The 18,310-nt window shown below is 69.8% G+C and carries 17 protein-coding genes and 2 pseudogenes; 11 read left to right on the top strand and 8 right to left on the bottom strand.

The window, feature by feature from the left end; all coding sequences use genetic code 11:
• Window positions 1-40: 40 nt before the first annotated feature.
• Complete coding sequence (locus tag AB8998_RS21265; protein WP_369739659.1) at window positions 41-1,594, top strand: flavin-containing monooxygenase; 1,554 nt, start codon at window positions 41-43, stop codon at window positions 1,592-1,594.
• On the opposite strand, the pseudogene AB8998_RS21260 reads toward AB8998_RS21265, so the two are convergent.
• Together AB8998_RS21260 and AB8998_RS21255 are read right to left on the bottom strand one after the other, a co-directional pair.
• Window positions 1,584-2,124: pseudogene (locus AB8998_RS21260) on the bottom strand (TetR family transcriptional regulator). The gene AB8998_RS21265 and the pseudogene AB8998_RS21260 overlap by 11 nt on opposite strands.
• Window positions 2,108-2,567 (bottom strand): annotated as a pseudogene (locus tag AB8998_RS21255) (SRPBCC family protein). Before AB8998_RS21255 ends, AB8998_RS21260 begins: the two co-directional pseudogenes overlap by 17 nt.
• 173 nt (window positions 2,568-2,740) lie before the next feature.
• On the opposite strand from AB8998_RS21255, the gene nrdF reads away from it, so the two are divergent.
• The gene (gene nrdF / locus AB8998_RS21250; RefSeq protein ID WP_369739658.1) at window positions 2,741-3,715 is read left to right on the top strand and encodes a class 1b ribonucleoside-diphosphate reductase subunit beta; all 975 of its coding nucleotides are present in this window, start codon (window positions 2,741-2,743) and stop codon (window positions 3,713-3,715) included.
• Window position 3,716: 1 nt separating this feature from the next.
• Here nrdF and AB8998_RS21245 read toward each other — a convergent pair whose 3' ends face one another.
• The 3 genes from AB8998_RS21245 to AB8998_RS21235 form a co-directional block, all read right to left on the bottom strand.
• On the bottom strand, window positions 3,717-4,145 hold the full coding sequence (locus AB8998_RS21245) for a pyridoxamine 5'-phosphate oxidase family protein (protein WP_369741690.1): 429 nt from the start codon (window positions 4,143-4,145) through the stop codon (window positions 3,717-3,719).
• Window positions 4,146-4,218: 73 nt separating this feature from the next.
• Window positions 4,219-4,761, bottom strand: coding sequence for a restriction endonuclease (locus AB8998_RS21240; RefSeq protein ID WP_369739657.1), 543 nt, complete (start codon window positions 4,759-4,761; stop codon window positions 4,219-4,221).
• A gap of 60 nt (window positions 4,762-4,821) precedes the next feature.
• Window positions 4,822-5,145, bottom strand: coding sequence for a hypothetical protein (locus AB8998_RS21235; RefSeq protein WP_369739656.1), 324 nt, complete (start codon window positions 5,143-5,145; stop codon window positions 4,822-4,824).
• 155 nt (window positions 5,146-5,300) lie between these two features.
• On the opposite strand from AB8998_RS21235, the gene AB8998_RS21230 reads away from it, so the two are divergent.
• A complete protein-coding gene (locus AB8998_RS21230; RefSeq protein WP_369739655.1) occupies window positions 5,301-5,726 on the top strand; it encodes a DUF3349 domain-containing protein in 426 nt (141 codons plus the stop codon).
• Here the strand turns inward: AB8998_RS21230 and AB8998_RS21225 are convergent.
• Together AB8998_RS21225 and AB8998_RS21220 are read right to left on the bottom strand one after the other, a co-directional pair.
• Entirely contained in the window at window positions 5,715-6,755 is a 1,041-nt protein-coding gene (locus AB8998_RS21225) for an NAD(P)-dependent alcohol dehydrogenase (RefSeq protein WP_369739654.1), read from the bottom strand. The two genes, AB8998_RS21230 and AB8998_RS21225, sit on opposite strands and share 12 nt — an antisense overlap.
• A 347-nt stretch (window positions 6,756-7,102) precedes the next feature.
• Window positions 7,103-8,215, bottom strand: coding sequence for an iron-siderophore ABC transporter substrate-binding protein (locus tag AB8998_RS21220; RefSeq protein WP_369741689.1), 1,113 nt, complete (start codon window positions 8,213-8,215; stop codon window positions 7,103-7,105).
• Between the two features lie 176 nt (window positions 8,216-8,391).
• Between AB8998_RS21220 and ctaD the strand changes: the two genes are divergently transcribed.
• The 8 genes from ctaD (at window position 8,392) to AB8998_RS21180 (ending at window position 16,900) form a co-directional block, all read left to right on the top strand.
• Window positions 8,392-10,137 carry an aa3-type cytochrome oxidase subunit I gene (gene ctaD, locus AB8998_RS21215; protein ID WP_369739653.1) on the top strand — a complete coding sequence of 582 codons (1,746 nt, stop codon included), beginning with the start codon at window positions 8,392-8,394 and terminating at the stop codon, window positions 10,135-10,137.
• Window positions 10,138-10,185: 48 nt separating this feature from the next.
• Window positions 10,186-11,421, top strand: a complete 1,236-nt coding sequence (serB, locus tag AB8998_RS21210) for a phosphoserine phosphatase SerB (RefSeq protein ID WP_369739652.1) — start codon at window positions 10,186-10,188, stop codon at window positions 11,419-11,421.
• 114 nt (window positions 11,422-11,535) lie between these two features.
• On the top strand, window positions 11,536-12,378 hold the full coding sequence (locus AB8998_RS21205) for an ABC transporter ATP-binding protein (RefSeq protein ID WP_369739651.1): 843 nt from the start codon (window positions 11,536-11,538) through the stop codon (window positions 12,376-12,378).
• Window positions 12,375-13,205 carry an NUDIX hydrolase gene (locus AB8998_RS21200; RefSeq protein ID WP_369739650.1) on the top strand — a complete coding sequence of 277 codons (831 nt, stop codon included), beginning with the start codon at window positions 12,375-12,377 and terminating at the stop codon, window positions 13,203-13,205. The genes AB8998_RS21205 and AB8998_RS21200 overlap by 4 nt, the downstream gene beginning before the upstream one ends.
• A complete protein-coding gene (locus tag AB8998_RS21195; RefSeq protein ID WP_369739649.1) occupies window positions 13,193-13,966 on the top strand; it encodes an enoyl-CoA hydratase in 774 nt (257 codons plus the stop codon). The genes AB8998_RS21200 and AB8998_RS21195 overlap by 13 nt, the downstream gene beginning before the upstream one ends.
• Window positions 13,967-13,975: 9 nt before the next feature.
• The gene (locus tag AB8998_RS21190; protein ID WP_369739648.1) at window positions 13,976-14,938 is read left to right on the top strand and encodes a class I SAM-dependent methyltransferase; all 963 of its coding nucleotides are present in this window, start codon (window positions 13,976-13,978) and stop codon (window positions 14,936-14,938) included.
• The gene (locus AB8998_RS21185) at window positions 14,896-16,137 is read left to right on the top strand and encodes a class I SAM-dependent methyltransferase (RefSeq protein WP_369741688.1); all 1,242 of its coding nucleotides are present in this window, start codon (window positions 14,896-14,898) and stop codon (window positions 16,135-16,137) included. The genes AB8998_RS21190 and AB8998_RS21185 overlap by 43 nt, the downstream gene beginning before the upstream one ends.
• A 70-nt stretch (window positions 16,138-16,207) precedes the next feature.
• On the top strand, window positions 16,208-16,900 hold the full coding sequence (locus AB8998_RS21180) for an esterase (protein ID WP_369739647.1): 693 nt from the start codon (window positions 16,208-16,210) through the stop codon (window positions 16,898-16,900).
• Window positions 16,901-16,903: 3 nt separating this feature from the next.
• Here the strand turns inward: AB8998_RS21180 and AB8998_RS21175 are convergent, their stop codons facing one another.
• The gene (locus AB8998_RS21175; RefSeq protein WP_369739646.1) at window positions 16,904-18,214 is read right to left on the bottom strand and encodes an outer membrane protein assembly factor BamB family protein; all 1,311 of its coding nucleotides are present in this window, start codon (window positions 18,212-18,214) and stop codon (window positions 16,904-16,906) included.
• Between the last annotated feature and the right edge of the window lie 96 nt (window positions 18,215-18,310).

Raw genomic sequence — 18,310 nt, 5'->3', positions numbered from 1 at the left:
TCGAATATCCGGTACCGGCGTTCCCAGGAAGGACCGCGCGATGTCCCTCGGCGAGCCGGCCCAGAGCCGCGAACGGCAGACCCCCGTGCACACCCGTGCCCTGATCATCGGCACCGGCTTCTCCGGTCTGGGAATGGCCATCACGCTGCAGCGGCGGGGCGTGGACTTCGTCATCCTGGAAAAGGCCGACGACGTCGGCGGCACCTGGCGGGACAACAGCTACCCCGGGTGTGCCTGCGACATCCCGTCGCACCTGTACTCGTTCTCCTTCGAGCCCAAGCCGGACTGGCGCAACCCGTTCTCCTATCAGCCCGAGATCTGGGACTACCTCAGGGGAGTCACCGACAAATACGGGCTGCGCCGCCACATTGTGTTCGATTCGTTGGTCGACCGCGCCCACTGGGACGACGCCGAGAACCGCTGGCACGTATTCACCGCCGACGGCCGCGAATACGTCGCGCAGTTCCTGATCTCGGGCGCGGGGGCGCTGCACATCCCGGCCATCCCCGACTTCGCGGGCCGCGACGAATTTCGCGGCTCCGCTTTCCATTCCGCGCAGTGGGACCACAGCGTCGACCTGACCGGCAAGCGGGTGGCGATCATCGGGACCGGCGCGAGCGCGATCCAGATCGTGCCGGAGATCGTCGGGCAGGTCGCCGAACTGCAGCTCTACCAACGCACCCCGCCGTGGGTGGTGCCGCGCTCCAACCCCGAGTTCCCGCCGGCGCTGCGCCGGGCCATGGCGAATGTTCCCGGGCTGCGTGCCCTGGTGCGCGCCGGGATCTACTGGGCGCAGGAGGCGCTGGCCATCGGCATGACCAAGCGCCCGGACCTGCTGAAGTTCATCGAGGCCTACGTCAAATACAACATCCGCCGCTCGGTCAAGGATCGCGAGCTGCGCCGCAAGCTGCTCCCGCACTACCGCATCGGGTGCAAGCGAATCCTGAACTCCTCCACCTATTACCGCGCGGTGGCCGACCCGAAGACCCAACTGATCACCGAGCACATCGCGCGGATCACGCCCGACGGTATCGTCACGGCCGATGGCGTCGAGCACAAGGCCGACGTGATCGTCTTCGCGACCGGCTTCCACGTCACCGACTCCTACACCTACGTCCAGATCAAGGGGCACGACGGCGAGGACCTGGTGGATCGCTGGAACCGGGAGGGGATCGCCGCGCACCGCGGCATCACCGTGGCCGGCATGCCCAACCTGTTCTTCCTGCTGGGGCCGAACACCGGGCTGGGGCACAACTCGGTGGTGTTCATGATCGAATCCCAGATCCACTACGTCGCCGACGCGATCGCGGCCTGCGATAAGCGCGGCGCGCAGGCGCTGGCGCCCACGCGCGCCGCCCAGGACGCGTTCAACGACGAGCTGCAGCGCATGCTGGGGCCGTCGGTGTGGAACAGCGGCGGCTGCAGCAGCTGGTATCTGGACGAACACGGCAAGAACACGGTGCTGTGGGGCGGATACACCTGGCAGTACTGGCGGCAGACCCGTTCGGTCAAGCCCGAGGAGTATCAGTTCTTCGGGCAGGGCAACCCGGGCCGGCCGTCGGCAGCCCCGCTGGGGGCTGCAGTCAACGGCTGAGCAGCTCGATGAAGGCCCGCGCGGCCGCGTCGACACCGGCGTCGTCGTCGGTGGCCACGAGGTCCAGCAGCAGCCCGCGGGTCACGGCCAGCCCCAGCCTTGCCATCGCGCGGTCGTAGGGCGCGACGGCGTTGGCCTCGACGTCGCGCAGCCAGTCCTCGACGGCGCCGGGGACCATGCGGGTGAACGGCTTCTCGCCCTGGGCCGCGCGCGAATAGCACTCGAAGAAGAGGCGTTCCAGCTGCCGGAGTTTCGGGGCGGCGCAGGTCCGCCCACATGGCGGCGAACCCCTCGGCCGGATCCGTCGGCAGATCGGGGACGAGGGCCATCTGGCGGCGTTCGGCCTCCTCGACGATAGCGACCAACAGATCTTCGCGAGAACCGAAGTGGTGCAACAGCATCCGGTGGCTGGTGCCGACCGCCGCGGCCACGTCGCGCAGCGAGCGGTCGCCGATGCCGCCCGCGGCGAACTCGTCGAAGACGGCCTGGAGCAGGTGCTGGCGCCGCTGCAGGTCAGGAGTGCGGACCATCGGCACCGCTCAGCCGCTCGGCGCGGGCTTTGAGGCCGCGCGCCTCGAGTTCGAGGAAACGCTTGGTCCGCTTGACCGTTAGGCGCCCGACCAGCGCGCCGAGCACGCCGTTCTGGTCGAGTTCCCGGCGTACCAGGGTGCGCCCGGCCGGGCAGCGCGCTGACGTGGGGGCGGGCGGTCACTCGCACGCCGGGGGAGCGGTGCACCCACGTCCACGCTGCACCGGGCTGGAGCTCGGTGACCCGCCAGATGGGTGTATGCAGGCCGGGCTGTTTGATCGCGAACCGTTTGCCGACGGCGAGGCCGGCTCCGTCGAGCCCGGACAGCGACGTCACCGAGGCGGTCCATTCGGGCCAGCGCTCGACGTCGCTGAAGACGTCCCAGACGCGCTGCGGTGCGGCGTCTATCTCGATGCTGTCGCCAGTAAACCCCAAATGGTGCATCAATCGGACGGGTTTGCACATGCGGTCCCGCGATGGGTGGGCCCGCCGCCGATGCGCCGCGGCGCGGCGACACGCGAACACAACGTGTTGTGTTACCCCGGCTTGTCGCACCCCAGGGGTAGTGTTTGGGCTCTAGGTAACGGCAGGCAACCGTCTGGTGAAGTGGGGTTCTGGTGACCGACAACATGAAGCTGATTGACCGCGTCTCGGCGATCAACTGGAACCGGCTGCACGACGACAAGGACGCCGAGGTCTGGGACCGGCTGACCGGCAACTTCTGGCTGCCCGAGAAGGTACCGGTGTCCAACGACCTCCCGTCCTGGGGCACGCTGACCGCCGGCGAGAAGCAGCTGACGATGCGCGTCTTCACGGGGCTGACGTTGCTGGACACCATTCAGGGCACGGTCGGGGCGGTCAGCCTGATCCCCGATGCGCTGACCCCGCACGAGGAGGCGGTGCTGACCAACATCGCGTTCATGGAGTCGGTGCACGCCAAGAGCTACAGCTCGATCTTCTCCACGCTGTGCTCGACCGCCGAGATCGACGACGCGTTCCGCTGGTCGGAGGAGAACCCCAACCTGCAGCGCAAGGCCGAGATCGTCATGCAGTACTACCGCGGCGACGAGCCGCTGAAGCGCAAGGTCGCCTCCACGCTGCTGGAAAGCTTCCTCTTCTACTCCGGGTTCTACCTGCCGATGTACTGGTCGAGCCGGGCCAAGCTGACCAACACCGCCGACATGATCCGGCTGATCATCCGCGACGAGGCCGTCCATGGCTACTACATCGGCTACAAGTTCCAGCGCGGCCTGGCGCTGGTCGACGACGCCAAGCGGGCCGAGCTCAAGGACTACACCTACGAGTTGCTCTTCGAGCTCTACGACAACGAGGTGGAGTACACCCAGGATCTCTACGACCAGGTCGGGCTGACCGAGGACGTCAAGAAGTTCCTGCGCTACAACGCCAACAAGGCGCTGATGAACCTCGGCTACGAGGCGCTGTTCCCGCGCGACGAGACCGACGTGAACCCGGCGATCCTCTCGGCGTTGTCGCCCAACGCCGACGAGAACCACGACTTCTTTTCCGGGTCCGGGTCGAGCTACGTGATCGGCAAGGCCGTCGTCACCGAGGACGAGGACTGGGACTTCTAAATCAGCCGGTCTCGGTGTTCGGGCCCGTCAGGCGCAGGCCGGTGACGATCTCCGGCTCGATCGCCACGACGGTGTCGGCGTGGTTCACCCACGGGTGCAGCACTCGCTCGTAGCGGGCGATGAGGCCGGGATCGGTCACGGTTCGTGCGCGGCCGGTCACGACAACGCTCCAGCCGGTCCGGGTGCGGCTGTCGAGGTCGTCGGCCTCGTAAGCCACGACGACGCGATCCGAGTTGCGCACGGCGGCGGAGATCGCCGAGGTCAGCCGGCAACGGATGATGATAACGCCCTCATCCACCAGGTGGTTGACCGGGCGGATCGCCGGCAGTGCCTGCAGGTCGAAGACGACCCGTCCGACGTCGATGCCGGCCAGCAACCGCATCGCCTCGGCGGCGTCCAACCGCTCGGCGCCGTCCGGAAGCTGCGCCAAGCCGAGGCCGCCGTCGTACTCTTGTTGATCCACATTCTTAATTGTTAAGCAACGCTAAGTGGACGGTAGGGCCTTAGGACCCCCTTCGGCCCATACTTGCGGGCGGCACCCAGGCTTGCAGAGTTTTGCGGCCGATCAGCTGACAGCCGTGCGTGTGTGCCAGTTGCTTGGCGGCGGCTGTGAACTCCTGATTGCTCACCACGATGCTGCGCGTGCATCCGTGGTGGCGTGCGCCGGAGACCACCTGCTGGACGGCCGCGACGCCGACCGGTTTGCCGTAGCGCTTGCACTGGACCGCCACCCGCTGTCCGTCCTTCTCGGCGATCAGGTCAACGCCGTAGTCCCCGACCGCCGGGGTGGTCCCGACCCGCCAGCCGGCCCGGCCGAGGCGTGCGGCGACGTAATTCTCGAACGCGACCCCGTCCATGGCGTCGATCGCACGCATCGTGGCGAGGCCCCGCCTCCCGCGCGGCCACTGGCGGTTGGTGGCCCACGCCAGAAGCACCTCGAGCAGCAACGTCACGTAGAAGCCCACGACGCCCGTCCCCAGGCTGCGCTGGACGACCCCGGCGAGCAGCCCGCAGGCCAGCGGAATGACGAAGAGTGCCTTGCTCATTCGCGGGCCAGGTCCCTGTGCACGACTCGATGGTAGGAACGGGCGGTGACAAGGCCGTCGCTAGGAGAAATCGGGCACGACCTCGCGGACCACCGGCAGGTATTGCGGGCAGTAGTTCTTCACGGAGAGCCCCACCACTCGCTGGGCCGCCGTCCTGGAGATCGCGTTGCGGTCCATCGTGTCGGCGACGGCGGCGTTGAAGCCCTGCATGTCCGGGTACTGGCCCAACTGTGCGCACGTCGTCTGCGCGTACCGGCTCGACAGCCGCTCCAGCTCTTCCTCGGGCGGGTCGGCCGAGGCCCGCGGCAGCCACGGGCCCCACGTTGCCGCAATGATTCCGGCGCCAGCCAGCACTACTGCCGCCGATCGCGTTCTCGTGGTCACGGTGGTGGTCCCCTAACGGTGCCGGTTCCCGCTCAGCTTCGCACACCGGTCACTTCACAACCCCGACATTGTCGGGCCGTGAACGGGATATGAATTGTGGGGATGGCGAGACGCCGCGGTGGCGCCGGTGAGACCGCTGCCGTGACACTGTGTGGGTGACGAAAACCCCCTCCTCGCAGAACGATCACCACCACAATTTCTGCCGTTCAGTGATCCGCTGGCTGCAGGTCGGCTACCCGAACGGCGTGCCCGGCCCCGACCGGGTGCCGCTGATGGCCCTGCTGCGCAGCACCCCTTTGACCGACGACCAGATCCGGGATGTGGTGCGCAACATCACCGCGCAGGAAGGATCCCCGGAGACGATCGACCATCCCATCGATCGCGACGAGATCGCCGACTTCATCTCCGACATGACCCACTACGACGCCGGCAAGGAGAACGTCATCCGGGTGGCCGCCACGCTGGCCGCGGCCGGGTGGCCGCTGGCTGGCATCGACGTCAGCGAAGTCATCCCCGGCGACGAGGATGGAGAGGCGGCCGAGCGGATGGCGGCGCGGCCGGCGGTTTCCTCAGAGGCCTGAGGTGTCGATGACGAAGCGGTAGCGCACGTCGCTGGCCAGCACGCGCTCGTAGGCCTCGTTGACGTAGTCCGGCTCGATGAGCTCGATCTCGGGCGTCACGTCGTGCTCGGCGCAGAAGTCGAGCATCTCCTGGGTCTCGGCGATCCCGCCGATGTTCGACCCCGACAGGCTGCGCCGCATCAGGGCGAGCGCGAACGCCGGCACCTCCATCGGGTGCTCGGGGATGCCCAGCTCGACGAGCGTCCCGTCGACGTCCAGCAGGTTGAGGTAGTCGCCGAGCTTCAGGTTCGCCGAGACGGTGTTCAGGATGAGGTCGAAGCTGCCGCGCAGGCTGCGGAACGTGTCGCGGTCGGAGGTCGCGTAGTAGTGGCTGGCCCCCAGCCGAAGCCCGTCCTCCATCTTCTTCAGCGACTGCGACAGCACCGTCACCTCGGCGCCCATCGCCGACCCCAGCTTGACGCCCATGTGCCCGAGCCCGCCCAGGCCGATCACGGCGAGCCGGGTGTCGGGACCGGCATTCCAGTGCCGCAGCGGCGAATACAGCGTGATGCCCGCGCACAGCAGCGGGGCGGCCTTGTCCAGCGGCAGCGAGGCGGGGATCCGCAGGACGTAGTTCTCGTCGACGACGATCGCCTGACTGTAGCCGCCGTAGGTGCGCTGGCCGTCGCGTCCGATCGCGTTGTAGGTGGTCGTCATGCCGCGCTTGCAGTACTGCTCGTTACCGGCCAGGCAGCTGCTGCATTCCCGGCAGGAGTCCACGAAACAACCCACGCCGACGTGGTCGCCGACCTTGTGCTTGGTCACCTCGGAGCCCACCGCGGTCACCACGCCGGCGATCTCGTGCCCGGGGACCACGGGGTAGTCGGGCTGCCCCCATTCGGCTTTGACGGTGTGGATGTCCGAGTGGCAGATCCCGGCGAACTTGATCTCGATCGCGACGTCGTGCGGACCCGGGTCGCGACGGGTGATGGTGGTCTTGGTCAGCGGTGCGGTCGGCGACGTGGCGGCGTACGCGGAAACAGTGCTCATCAACAGTCCTTTTCGGTGCTAGCGCGCTTCGAAGAAGTTTAGCCAGGGTAAGTTTCTCCGGCCATGTGACGGTTCGCTCACCACCTTAGGTGTAGCGCGCGACCTCATACCGCCTTGTCGGCGTGACGTTTCTGGGCATACGACCTTTCGGACGCTCCCACTTACGAGATCACGTCCGCGACTCTCTCCACCCAAGGTGCCGGTCCGATGAAACCGGCTGTAAGCCAAGCAAAGTGGCGGGTCGGCGCTTTGGCGATCCGAAGAGCCACTGCAGACGTCACGCCCGCGCACTTAACCCCACAACGAAAAGTTGGCCTGCCCGTGAACTTCGCCCTGACCAAGCGAAGCTAGTTGATCGGGGCGTTCACCCAGCGCAGGTCGTCAACGATGCCGCGGGCCGCGACCAGTCCCTGCCCGGTCTGCCAGATCTGGTTGTTGACGACGAAGACACGGTTGTCCTGAGTCGCCGAGAGCCTGCGCCAGGGCGCGCTGTCGAACAGGGTGGCGGCCCGCTGCGCGGCGGCCGGCGAGGCGCACGACACGTAGATGATGTCGGCGTCGGCGGCCGAGAAGTCGGGCGACCCGGCCAGGTCGGCGTCGGTGGTGCCCATCTCGACGTAGGCCTTGTCGGTGAACCGCTGCGACGCCGGCCGGTCCACGCCCACGGCGTCGAGCACGCTGGCCGGGAAGTTCCTGGCGCCGTAGACGCGCATGGTGTCCGTGGTCAACTGCACAATCGAGGCCTGATAGTGAGTTGCGTCGTGCTTGGCCCCCACGCGGGTGGCCCGTGCGGCGAACCCGTCGATGAGCCCGTCGACCGCGCCAGCGCGGGCGGTGGCGGCGCCGACACCGCGCAGGTTGTCCTCCCACGCCGCCCCGGGGGCCCCCGTGAACACGGTCGGGGCGATCGCCGCCAGCCGCGGGTACAGGGTGGGCGTCAGCCCCTGCGAACCCAGGATGAGATCGGGGTGCGCCGCCGCGATGCCACCCAGGTCGGGCTTGGCGCGGGTACCGACCCCAGGCAGGTCGTGCACCGCGTTGCCGAGGTACGAGGGCTGGCTCGACGCGCCGTCGGGCAGCGCGGCGGCGACGACCCGCGACTGCAGCCCCAGGGCGCACAGCGCGTCGAGCTCGTCACCGGCGAGGACCACGATGCGTTGTGCCTCGGCCGGCACGCGGACCACGTCGGGGGTGACCCCCGCCGCGTTGTGGGCCTCCCGGGTCGCCGGCCCAGGGTCGGCCGCGGCAGGTTCGCCCGCGCACGACTGGTCGGGCCGGCGGTCGTTGCCCAGCACCCCGGCGCCGGCGATCTGGGTGGTCGGGGTGACCAGCGACCGGGTCGGGGACGTGGCTTTGGTGCCCGGGCCCGCGGACCCGCAGGCACTGCACGCCGCCACCACCACGGCTGCCAGGCCGGCGGCGGTCGGCAGCAGGGGGGCGGTGCGGATCGCGCGGAGCATGCCGGAGAGCACGAGCCCGACGCTAACATCCGGCCGGGTCGGCGCCCGGTGTTAGCGACGACACGCCCGCGTCGCAGCGCTATATACGACGGTTTGTAGGACTCGCGCTGCCATCGGCATGATCGGAAGCTAGGATGCGTGGTGAACGTTTCTGAGAAGGATGTTTGGAGGAGCAGTTGACAGCCGAAGCGCCCCCCTTGGGACAACTCGAGGCCGTCCGACCGTACCCACCGCGGACAGGTCCCAAAGGGAATCTGGTCTACAAGCTGATCACCACCACCGATCACAAGGTGATCGGCATCATGTACGTGGTCACCTGCTTCGTGATGTTCTTCATCGGCGGGTTGATGGCGCTGCTGATGCGCACCGAGCTGGCCGCGCCGGGACTGCAGTTCCTGTCGAACGAGCAGTACAACCAGCTGTTCACCATGCACGGCACCGTCATGCTGCTGCTGTACGCCACGCCGGTGGTGTTCGGGTTCGCCAACTTGGTGCTGCCGTTGCAGATCGGCGCACCCGACGTGGCGTTCCCGCGGCTGAACGCGTTCTCGTTCTGGCTGTTCCTGTTCGGCGCGCTGGTCGCCCTGGGGGGCTTCATCACCCCGGGAGGAGCCGCTGACTTCGGCTGGACCGCCTACACCCCGCTGACCGACGCCATCCACTCGCCCGGCGCGGGCGGCGACCTGTGGATCACCGGCCTGATCGTCGCCGGTCTGGGCACCATCCTGGGTGCGGTCAACATGATCACGACCGTGGTGTGCATGCGCGCTCCGGGGATGACGATGTTCCGGATGCCGATCTTCACCTGGAACATCCTGGTCACGTCCATCCTGATCCTGATCGCGTTCCCGATCCTGACCGCGGCGCTGTTCGGGCTGGCCGCCGACCGCCACCTCGGGGCGCACGTCTTCGACCCGGCCAACGGCGGGGTCCTGTTGTGGCAGCACCTGTTCTGGTTCTTCGGCCACCCCGAGGTCTACATCGTGGCGCTGCCGTTCTTCGGCATCGCGACCGAGATCTTCCCGGTGTTCTCCCGCAAGCCCGTGTTCGGCTACACCACGCTGGTCTACGCGACGTTGTCGATCGCCGGGTTGTCGGTGGCGGTGTGGGCGCACCACATGTTCGCCACCGGCGCGGTGCTGTTGCCGTTCTTCTCGTTCATGACCTACCTGATCGCGGTGCCGACCGGGATCAAGTTCTTCAACTGGATCGGAACGATGTGGAAGGGCCAGCTGACCTTCGAGACGCCGATGCTGTTCTCGGTCGGCTTCCTGGTCACCTTCCTGCTGGGCGGGTTGACGGGCGTGCTGCTGGCCAGCCCGCCGCTGGACTTTCACGTCACCGATTCTTACTTCGTGGTGGCGCACTTCCACTACGTGCTGTTCGGCACGATCGTGTTCTCCACCTTCGCCGGCACCTACTTCTGGTTCCCGAAGATGACCGGCCGGCTGCTCGATGAGCGGCTGGGCAAGCTGCACTTCTGGCTGACGTTCATCGGGTTCAACACCACGTTCCTGGTGCAGCACTGGCTCGGGGACATGGGCATGCCGCGCCGCTACGCCGACTACCTGCCCACCGACGGGTTCCAGCCGCTCAACATCGTCTCGACGATCGGGGCCTTCATACTGGGCGTGTCGATGTTCCCGTTCGTGTGGAACGTCTTCAAGAGCTGGCGGTACGGCGAGGTCGTCACCGTCGACGATCCCTGGGGTTACGGCAACTCGCTGGAATGGGCGACCAGCTGCCCGCCGCCGCGACACAACTTCACCGAGCTGCCCCGGATCCGTTCGGAGCGCCCGGCATTCGAGTTGCACTACCCGCACATGGTGGAGCGGATGCGGCGCGAGGCCCACGTCGGTCGCGCCCACGGCCCCGCGGACAAGGACGTCACCCGAGCCGACGACATACAAGTCCGCAGTTGATGAGCGGCAGCGGCCCCCGGCGCGAATGAGCCACGAAGGGAGCCGCGGGTGAGCGCACCGCCCAAGGTTTCGGCGCTGATCACCGTCACCGGCGTGGATCAGCCCGGGGTGACTTCGGCTCTGTTCGAGGTTCTGTCCAAGCACGGCGTGGAACTGCTCAACGTCGAACAGGTGGTGATCCGGGGCCGGCTGACGCTGGGTGTGCTGGTGTCCTGCCCGCCGCAGGTCGCCGACGGCGCCGCGTTGCGGGGCGACGTCGAATCGGCCATCTTCGGGCTCGGTCTCGAGGTCAGCATCGAGCGCAGCGACGACGTGCCGATCATCCGCGAGCCCTCGACCCACACCATCTTCGTGCTGGGCCGGCCGATCACTGCCGGCGCGTTCAGCGCGGTGGCCCGCGAGGTCGCCGCGCTGGGTGTCAACATCGACCTCATCCGCGGCGTCTCCGACTACCCGGTCACCGGGCTGGAGCTGCGGGTCTCGGTGCCGCCGGGCGCCGACGTCCCGCTGCGTGCCGCCCTGAACCGGGTGTCCTGCGACGAAGGTGTCGACGTGGCGTTCGAGGAATACAGCCTGGAACGGCGCTCCAAGCGGCTCATCGTGTTCGACGTCGACTCCACCCTGGTCCAGGGCGAGGTCATCGAGATGCTGGCGGCGCGCGCGGGCGCGGAGGGCGCCGTCGCCGCGATCACCGAGGCGGCCATGCGCGGCGAGCTGGACTTCGCGGAGTCGCTGCAGCAACGGGTCGCGACCTTGAAGGGCCTGCCCGCCACGGTGATCGACGAGGTCGCCGACCAGCTCGAACTGATGCCCGGCGCGCGGACCACGCTGCGCACGCTGCGGCGGCTGGGGTACCGCTGCGGCGTGGTCTCCGGGGGTTTCCGGGGCATCATCGACCCGCTGGCACACGAGCTGATGCTGGACTTCGTCGCCGCCAACGAGCTGGAGATCGTCGACGGCATCCTCACCGGGCGGGTCGTGGGCCCGATCGTCGACCGGGCCGGCAAGGCCGCGGCGCTGCGGGACTTCGCGGAGCAGGCGGGGGTGCCGATGGCCCAGACCGTCGCCGTCGGCGACGGCGCCAACGACATCGACATGCTGGCCGCCGCCGGGCTGGGAATCGCGTTCAACGCCAAGCCGGCGCTGCGCGAGGTCGCCGACGCGTCGTTGAGCCACCCCTTCCTGGACACGGTGCTGTTCCTGCTGGGCATCACCCGCGGGGAGATCGAGGCCGCCGACGCGGTCGACGGCGAGGTGCGCCGCGTGGAGATTCCCCCCGCCTGAGCCGGCCGGGCAGATGCAAAAGCCCCTTTTCGGGGCGCGGATTCCGGTGAACGTCGCACCGGGGCGGGGTGACCCGGCACCCGCGGCGGCGGCGCGGTACGGCACGATGGTCGGGTGCCCGGGAACGGAAGCGGGTCGGCCGACCCCGATCTGCTGCTCGACTTCAGCAACGTTTCGCTGCGCCGGGACGGGCGGGTCCTGGTCGGGCCGCTGGATTGGGCCGTCGAGCTGGACGAACGCTGGGTGATCATCGGCCCCAACGGGGCCGGGAAGACGTCGCTGCTGCGCATCGCGGCGGCCGCCGAGCACCCGTCGACGGGTACCGCCGTCGTGCTGGGGGAGAAGCTGGGCCGGGTCGACGTGTCGGAGTTGCGTTCGCGGATCGGGCTGAGCTCGTCGTCGCTGGCGCAGCGGGTGCCCGGCGACGAGCTGGTGCGCGACCTGGTGGTCTCGGCCGGCTACGCCGTGCTGGGCCGCTGGCGCGAGCGCTACGACGACATCGACTACCGGCGCGCCGTCGACATGCTGGAGAGTCTGGGCGCCGAGCACCTCGCCGACCGCACCTACGGAACCCTCTCGGAGGGCGAGCGCAAACGGGTGCTGATCGCCCGCGCGCTGATGACCGACCCGGAGCTGCTGCTGCTCGACGAGCCCGCCGCCGGCCTGGACCTGGGCGGCCGCGAGGAGCTGGTGGCCCGCCTGGCCGACCTGGCCGCCGACCCCGACGCCCCCGCGCTGGTGCTGGTCACCCACCACGTCGAGGAGATCCCGCCCGGCTTCAGCCACTGCATGCTGTTGTCGGAGGGCCGGGCGGTCGCCGCCGGCCTGCTGCCCGACGTCCTGACCGCGGAAAACCTGTCCACCGCGTTCGGCCAGTCGATCGCCCTGGACGTCATCGACGGACGGTATTTCGCGCGGCGGGTCCGCAGCCGCGCGGCCCACAGGAGGCAACTATGACGTCAACAACCGAGCCCCCTCTGGTTCCGCGCCCCGCGGCTACCGTGATGCTGGTCCGCGACGGCGCGGACGGCCTCGACGTCTTCCTGATGCGCCGCCACGCCAAGATGCACTTCGCCGCCGGAACGATGGTGTTCCCCGGCGGCGGCGTCGACGACCGCGACCGCGACGCCGGGCTGGCGCGGCTGGGCGCCTGGGCCGGGCCGCCGCCACAGTGGTGGGCACAGCGCTTCGGCATCGACACCGACCAGGCCGAGGCGTTGGTCTGCGCGGCGGCCCGGGAGACCTTCGAGGAATCGGGGGTGCTGTTCGCCGGGCCGGCCGGTGACCCGGACGGGATCGTCGGCGACGCCTCGGTGTACCGCGAAGCCCGCCGGGCGCTCGCCGTCGGGACGCTGTCGTTCGCCGACTTCCTGCGCGAAGAGAACCTGGAGCTGCGGTCCGACCTGCTGCGGCCGTGGGCCAACTGGGTCACCCCGGAGGCCGAACGCACCCGCCGGTACGACACCTACTTCTTCGTGGCGGCCCTGCCGGAGGGGCAGCGCGCCGACGGCGAGAACACCGAGTCCGACCGCGCCGGCTGGACGACCCCGCAGGCCGCCATCGACGACTTCGCCGCCGGCCGAAGCTTCCTGCTGCCCCCGACCTGGACGCAACTGGACTCGCTGGTGGGCCGGACGGTCGCCGACGTGCTGACCCTGCAACGCCAGATCGTCACCGTGCAGCCGAACGTCGAAATCCAGGGCGAAAACTGGGTTTTCGAGTTCTTCGACTCCGACCGTTACCACCGGGCCCGGGAGTCGGGCGGGCTGGGATGGCGGCATTGACTGCTCCGGGGAGCGAGTTCGTCAGCGTCGTGGCCGGCGATGGACTGGCCACGCTGGTGATGTCGCGGCCGCCCGCCAACACCATGACCCGGCAGGTCTACCGCGAGATCGCGGCCGCGGCCGACGAGGTGGCGGGGCGTGACGACGTCGCCGCGGTGATCCTCTTCGGGGGTCACGAGATCTTCTCGGCCGGCGACGACATGCCCGAACTGCGGACCCTCACGGTGCCGGAGGCCGACACCGCGGCCCGGGTGCGCCGCGCGGCGATCGACGCGGTCGCCGCCATCCCCAAGCCCACCGTGGCGGCCGTCACCGGCTACGCGCTGGGCGCCGGACTGACGCTGGCCCTGGCCGCCGATTGGCGGGTCAGCGGCGACAACGTCAAGTTCGGCGCCACCGAGATCCTGGCCGGCCTGATCCCCGGCGGCGGCGGAATGGACCGGCTGACCCGCGCGGTGGGGGCGAGCCGGGCCAAGGAGCTCGTCTTCAGCGGGCGATTCTTCGACGCCCGGGAGGCCTCCGAACTGGGCCTGGTCGACGAGATGGTGGCCCCCGACGACGTCTACGAGGCCGCGGTCGCGTGGGCGGGGCGCTTCCTCGGCGCGCCGGCGCACGCGCTGGCCGCCGCGAAAGCCGGCATCAACGCCGCCTGTGGCGACCTGGTTGAACTCCCGTCGGCCGAGCGTGTCGCCGCCGAACGGCGCCGCTACGTCGAGGTGTTCGCCGCCGCTGCCCAGAACCCGGCCCCAGGCGGCGGATAGGCTGCCCCGATGAGCAGTTCGACCGACGCCGCCCGTGTCACCGCCGCGCAGGTGGAGGCCGCCCGGCACGACAGCAAACTCGCCCAGGTGCTCTACCACGACTGGGAAGCCGAAACCTACGACGAGAAGTGGTCGATCTCCTACGACCAGCGCTGCGTCGACTACGCCCGCGGCCGGTTCGACGCCATCGTGCCCGACCAGGTCGCCCGCGAGCTTCCCTACGATCGCGCCCTGGAATTGGGTTGTGGCACAGGCTTTTTCCTGCTCAACCTGATCCAGTCCGGGGTGGCCCGCCGCGGCTCGGTCACCGACCTGTCGCCCGGCATGGTCAAGGTCGCCACCCGCAACGGGCAGGCGCTAGGCCTGGACATCGACGGCCGGGTCGCCGACGCCGAGGGCATCCCCTACGACGACGACACGTTTGACCTGGTGGTCGGGCACGCCGTGCTGCACCACATCCCCGACGTCGAACTCTCGCTGCGGGAGGTGTTGCGGGTGCTGCGGCCGGGCGGCCGGTTCGTGTTCGCCGGCGAGCCGACCAGCGCCGGCGACGTCTACGCACGCACCCTGTCCACGCTGACCTGGCGGGTCGCCACCACCGTGACCAAATTGCCGGGTCTGGGTGGCTGGCGGCGGCCGCAGGCCGAGCTCGACGAGTCCTCGCGCGTCGCCGCGCTGGAGGCCATCGTCGACCTGCACACGTTCACACCGGAGCAGCTGGAGCGCATGGCGCGCAACGCCGGGGCCGCCGCGGTGCGCACCGCCAGCGAGGAGTTCACCGCCGCGATGCTGGGCTGGCCGATCCGCACTTTCGAGGCGTCGGTGCCGCCCGGGCGCCTGGGCTGGGGCTGGGCACGGTTCGCGTTCACCAGCTGGAAGGCGTTGAGCTGGGTGGACGCCGGCGTCTGGCGGCACGTGGTGCCGAAGGCCTGGTTCTACAACGTGATGATCACCGGGGTCAAACCCTCCTGAGCCAGCTCGCCTTTGGCCCCGAGGACGTCAGCTACCTGGCCTCGCCCCCGGGCGTCTCGGCGCTGGCAGCGGTCGCCGAACTCGAGCTGACCGATGTCACCCGCATCGCCGACATCGCCGCGGTGCGAGCCCGGTTCGCCGACCGGGCCGCGGTGCTGGTCGAGACGACGCTGTTGCGCCGGCGCGCCGCAGACAAGCTCGGGTCGTTGGGCCCGCAGGTGTCGCAGTGGCTGTTCACCGACGAGGCGTTACAGCAGGCGACCGCGGCGGCGGTGGCCCTGCACCGGGCCGCGCGCCTGGGCCGGGCCGGGTTACCGGTGCACGACGCGACCTGTTCGGTCGGCACCGAACTGGCGGCGCTGCACCGCTCGGGCGTGCGCGCGCTCGGCAGCGACATCGACCCGGTGCGGGTCGCGATGGCACGCCACAACGTGGGAGCGACGACCGTGCTCTGCCGCGCCGACGCGCTGCACCCGGTGACCCGCGACACGGTCGTCCTCGTCGACCCGGCGCGCCGCGAAGGCGGCCGCCGGCGGCTGCGCCCCGAGGACTACCGGCCCGCGCTGGACCGGCTGATCGACACCTACCGCGAGCGGCACCTCGTCGTGAAGTGCGGTCCGGGCATGGATTTCGACGCGCTGCGACGCCGCGGGTTCGACGGCGAGATCGAGGTGACGTCGTACCGGGGTGCGGTCCGGGAGGCGTGCCTGTGGTCGGCCGGGCTGGCCGGAGCGGGTGTGCGCCGCCGCGCGAGCATCCTCGACGGGGCCTCGCCGGGCGAACAGGTCACCGACGCCGAGCCCGACGACTGCGGTGTGGGGCCGCCCGGACGATGGATCGTCGACCCCGACGGCGCGGTGGTGCGGGCCGGGCTGGTGCGGCACTACGGCGCCCGCCACGGTCTGTGGCAGCTCGACCCCGACATCGCCTACCTGTCCGGCGATCGGCTGCCGCCGGGGGTGCGGGGGTTCGAGGTGCTCGACGAGGTGGCCTTCGACGAGCGCCGGCTGCGCCAGGTGCTGGCGGCGCAGGACTGCGGGGCCCTCGAGATCCTGGTCCGCGGGGTGCGCGTGGACCCCGACGCGCTGCGGCGGCGGCTCCGGCTGCGCGGTGGCCTGCCGCTGTCGGTGGTCATCACCCGGATCGGCGCCGGGGCCGCGGGGCGGGCGACGGCGTTCGTCTGCCGCCCGTCGCGATAACGCCAGGTACGCTGACGGCGGTCATTCTTCCAGGCGTCCTGCCTGTTCAGTTTGCGAGGATAATTCGACGATGCGTTCCCTGATCGTGGCCGCGGTGCTGGCACCGGCGGTGCTGCTGGGCTGGCCGGGCCCGTCATCGGCCTGGGCCGCGCCGTCGGCGTGCGCCGGCCTGGGCGGCGTTGTGGAGGTCACCCAGATGTGCCGGGTGCACGTCACGACGCCGACCTACATCCTCGACTTGACGTTTCCGGTGGACTACCCCGATCAGCAGGCGCTGACCGACTACATCACCAGGAACCGCGACGGGTTCGTCAATGTGGCGCAGAGTTCGGGTTCGCGTAACCAGCCCTACCAGCTGGAGGCCACCAGCGAACAGCACAGTTCCGGCCAGCCGCCGCACGCCACCCGCAGCGTGGTGCTCAAGTTCTTCGAGGACCTCGGGGCGCACCCGTCCAACTGGTACAAGGCCTTCAACTACAACCTGGGCACCAAGAAACCCATCACCTTCGACACCCTGTTCGCGCCCGGCCCCGCGCCGCTGGACGCCATCTTCCCGATCGTGCAGCGCGACCTGGAACGCCAGAGTCCCTTCGGGGCGACCATCCTGCCCTCGACCGGCACGGACCCCTCGCACTACCAGAACTTCGCCATCACCGACGACGCGCTGATCTTCTACTTCGCACCGGGTGAGATGCTGCCACCGTTCTCCGGCCCCGTGCAGGCCCAGGTGCCCCGCAACGCCATCCCGCCGCTGGCGCTGTAGCTGCTAGGCCGGGCCGAAGCCGTACACCTGGCCGTCGCTGGTGGCGGCCACCACCCGGCGGTCCTTGCCGACCGCGACCCCGACCGGGTATCCGGTGGCCGCGGGCAGCGGGTAGCTGTTCGTGGTGCGGCCGTTGCCGGGATCGAACACCAGCAGCGACAAGCCGGGCGCCTCGCCCTGCGGCGGGCCGGCGACCACGGTGTAGCCGACGCCGCCGGCCAGGCTCGACGACGACAGGGGGGTGAGGTCGTCGCGGCGCCAGATTTGCTCGGCGTGGTCACCGGCGTCGGTGAAGGCGGCCAGCCGGGTGTCGGGGCCGCCGCCGGACACGATCAGCCCCTGCGGGCTCACCGCGGGGGGGGTCTGCGCCAGGAATCCCAGCGGCACCGACCACTTCGCCTTCCCGTCGGCGGTGCTCAGGGCCCACAACCGCTCGTCGCGGCCGTTGACGTAGGCCGTCGAGCCGTCGGCGGAGAGCACCGGGCTGGCGATGACGCCGCCGCCCACCGCGTCGCTCGTCCAGTCGCGGGAGAGCTGCCCGGCGCGGAACTTCAGGCCGACGAGCTGCGCGGCCGGCGCGTCCGGCTGCCAGACGCCGAGCACGATCGTTCCGTTGGCCGGCGCGAAGGCGGGGGCCGCCGCGACCGGGCAGCCCGGCCGGGCCGGTGCGCAGTCCGCCAGCCCGCGCGTCGCATCGGTCGGGTCGACGCCGTCCACCAGGTCCAGCGGGCTACCGACCATCTCGCCGCGGTGGGTGTCGAAGACCAGCACCTGTCCGAGGTGGGTGACGACCAGCAGGTGGCCGTGCCCCAGGAAGCGCGGGGTGGTCGGCATCCCGATCACCGGCTTGCGCCACCGCGTCCACTGCGTCACCGGGAAGGAGACGATGGCGCCCGGCTGGCCGACGTAGAGGTTGTCGAAGCCGTCGAACAACGGGCCCGCGAAGCCGCCGCCCTGGACGAGCCGCACGCACCAGCGCTGCCGGCCGTGGTCGTCGTTCTGCCACTCCATCAGCGAGCAGCCGGCCGGCGTCTGCGCGTTCAGCGCGAGATAGCTGCGTGCGCTGAGCGCCGGACCGGCCGCCAGCGAGCCCTTGACCGCACGCGTCCACTGCAACGACAGCCTGGTGGCCCCGCTCGTGGTGGTGTAGCTGCTGTTGGCGGCGTCGCCGTACTGGGCGGGCCAGCCCTGCGCCGGTGCCGCGTCGACCCACGAATCGGTGTTGCCGCATCCGCCCAGCCCCACCGAGGCGACGGCCGCCAGCACCGCAGCCGGCCAGCGCCTGAGCCCAGGCAGGAGATGTCGGGCAAGCACCTCGGTTTCCCAGATCCTTCCGCAACGGCGTTCGGCACGAGCAGCGAACGAGTACAGGTGAGGGTAACCCGCGTCGGCACGCGGGTGCCGGATTGC

It is taken from the genome of Mycobacterium sp. HUMS_12744610 (assembly GCF_041206865.1).
GTDB lineage: Bacteria > Actinomycetota > Actinomycetes > Mycobacteriales > Mycobacteriaceae > Mycobacterium > Mycobacterium servetii.
Note: the sequence above shows the minus strand (reverse complement) of the source record. Positions and strands in the feature narration are given on the sequence as shown.

Coding starts and splice junctions, on each gene's coding strand:
- AB8998_RS21220 (WP_369741689.1), bottom strand. CDS start 8,215: ATGCTCCGCGCGATCCGCACCGCCCCCCTGCTGCCGACCGCCGCCGGC.
- AB8998_RS21265 (WP_369739659.1), top strand. CDS start 41: ATGTCCCTCGGCGAGCCGGCCCAGAGCCGCGAACGGCAGACCCCCGTG.
- AB8998_RS21195 (WP_369739649.1), top strand. CDS start 13,193: ATGGCGGCATTGACTGCTCCGGGGAGCGAGTTCGTCAGCGTCGTGGCC.
- AB8998_RS21180 (WP_369739647.1), top strand. CDS start 16,208: ATGCGTTCCCTGATCGTGGCCGCGGTGCTGGCACCGGCGGTGCTGCTG.
- AB8998_RS21190 (WP_369739648.1), top strand. CDS start 13,976: ATGAGCAGTTCGACCGACGCCGCCCGTGTCACCGCCGCGCAGGTGGAG.
- AB8998_RS21240 (WP_369739657.1), bottom strand. CDS start 4,761: ATGAGCAAGGCACTCTTCGTCATTCCGCTGGCCTGCGGGCTGCTCGCC.
- AB8998_RS21200 (WP_369739650.1), top strand. CDS start 12,375: ATGACGTCAACAACCGAGCCCCCTCTGGTTCCGCGCCCCGCGGCTACC.
- AB8998_RS21225 (WP_369739654.1), bottom strand. CDS start 6,755: ATGAGCACTGTTTCCGCGTACGCCGCCACGTCGCCGACCGCACCGCTG.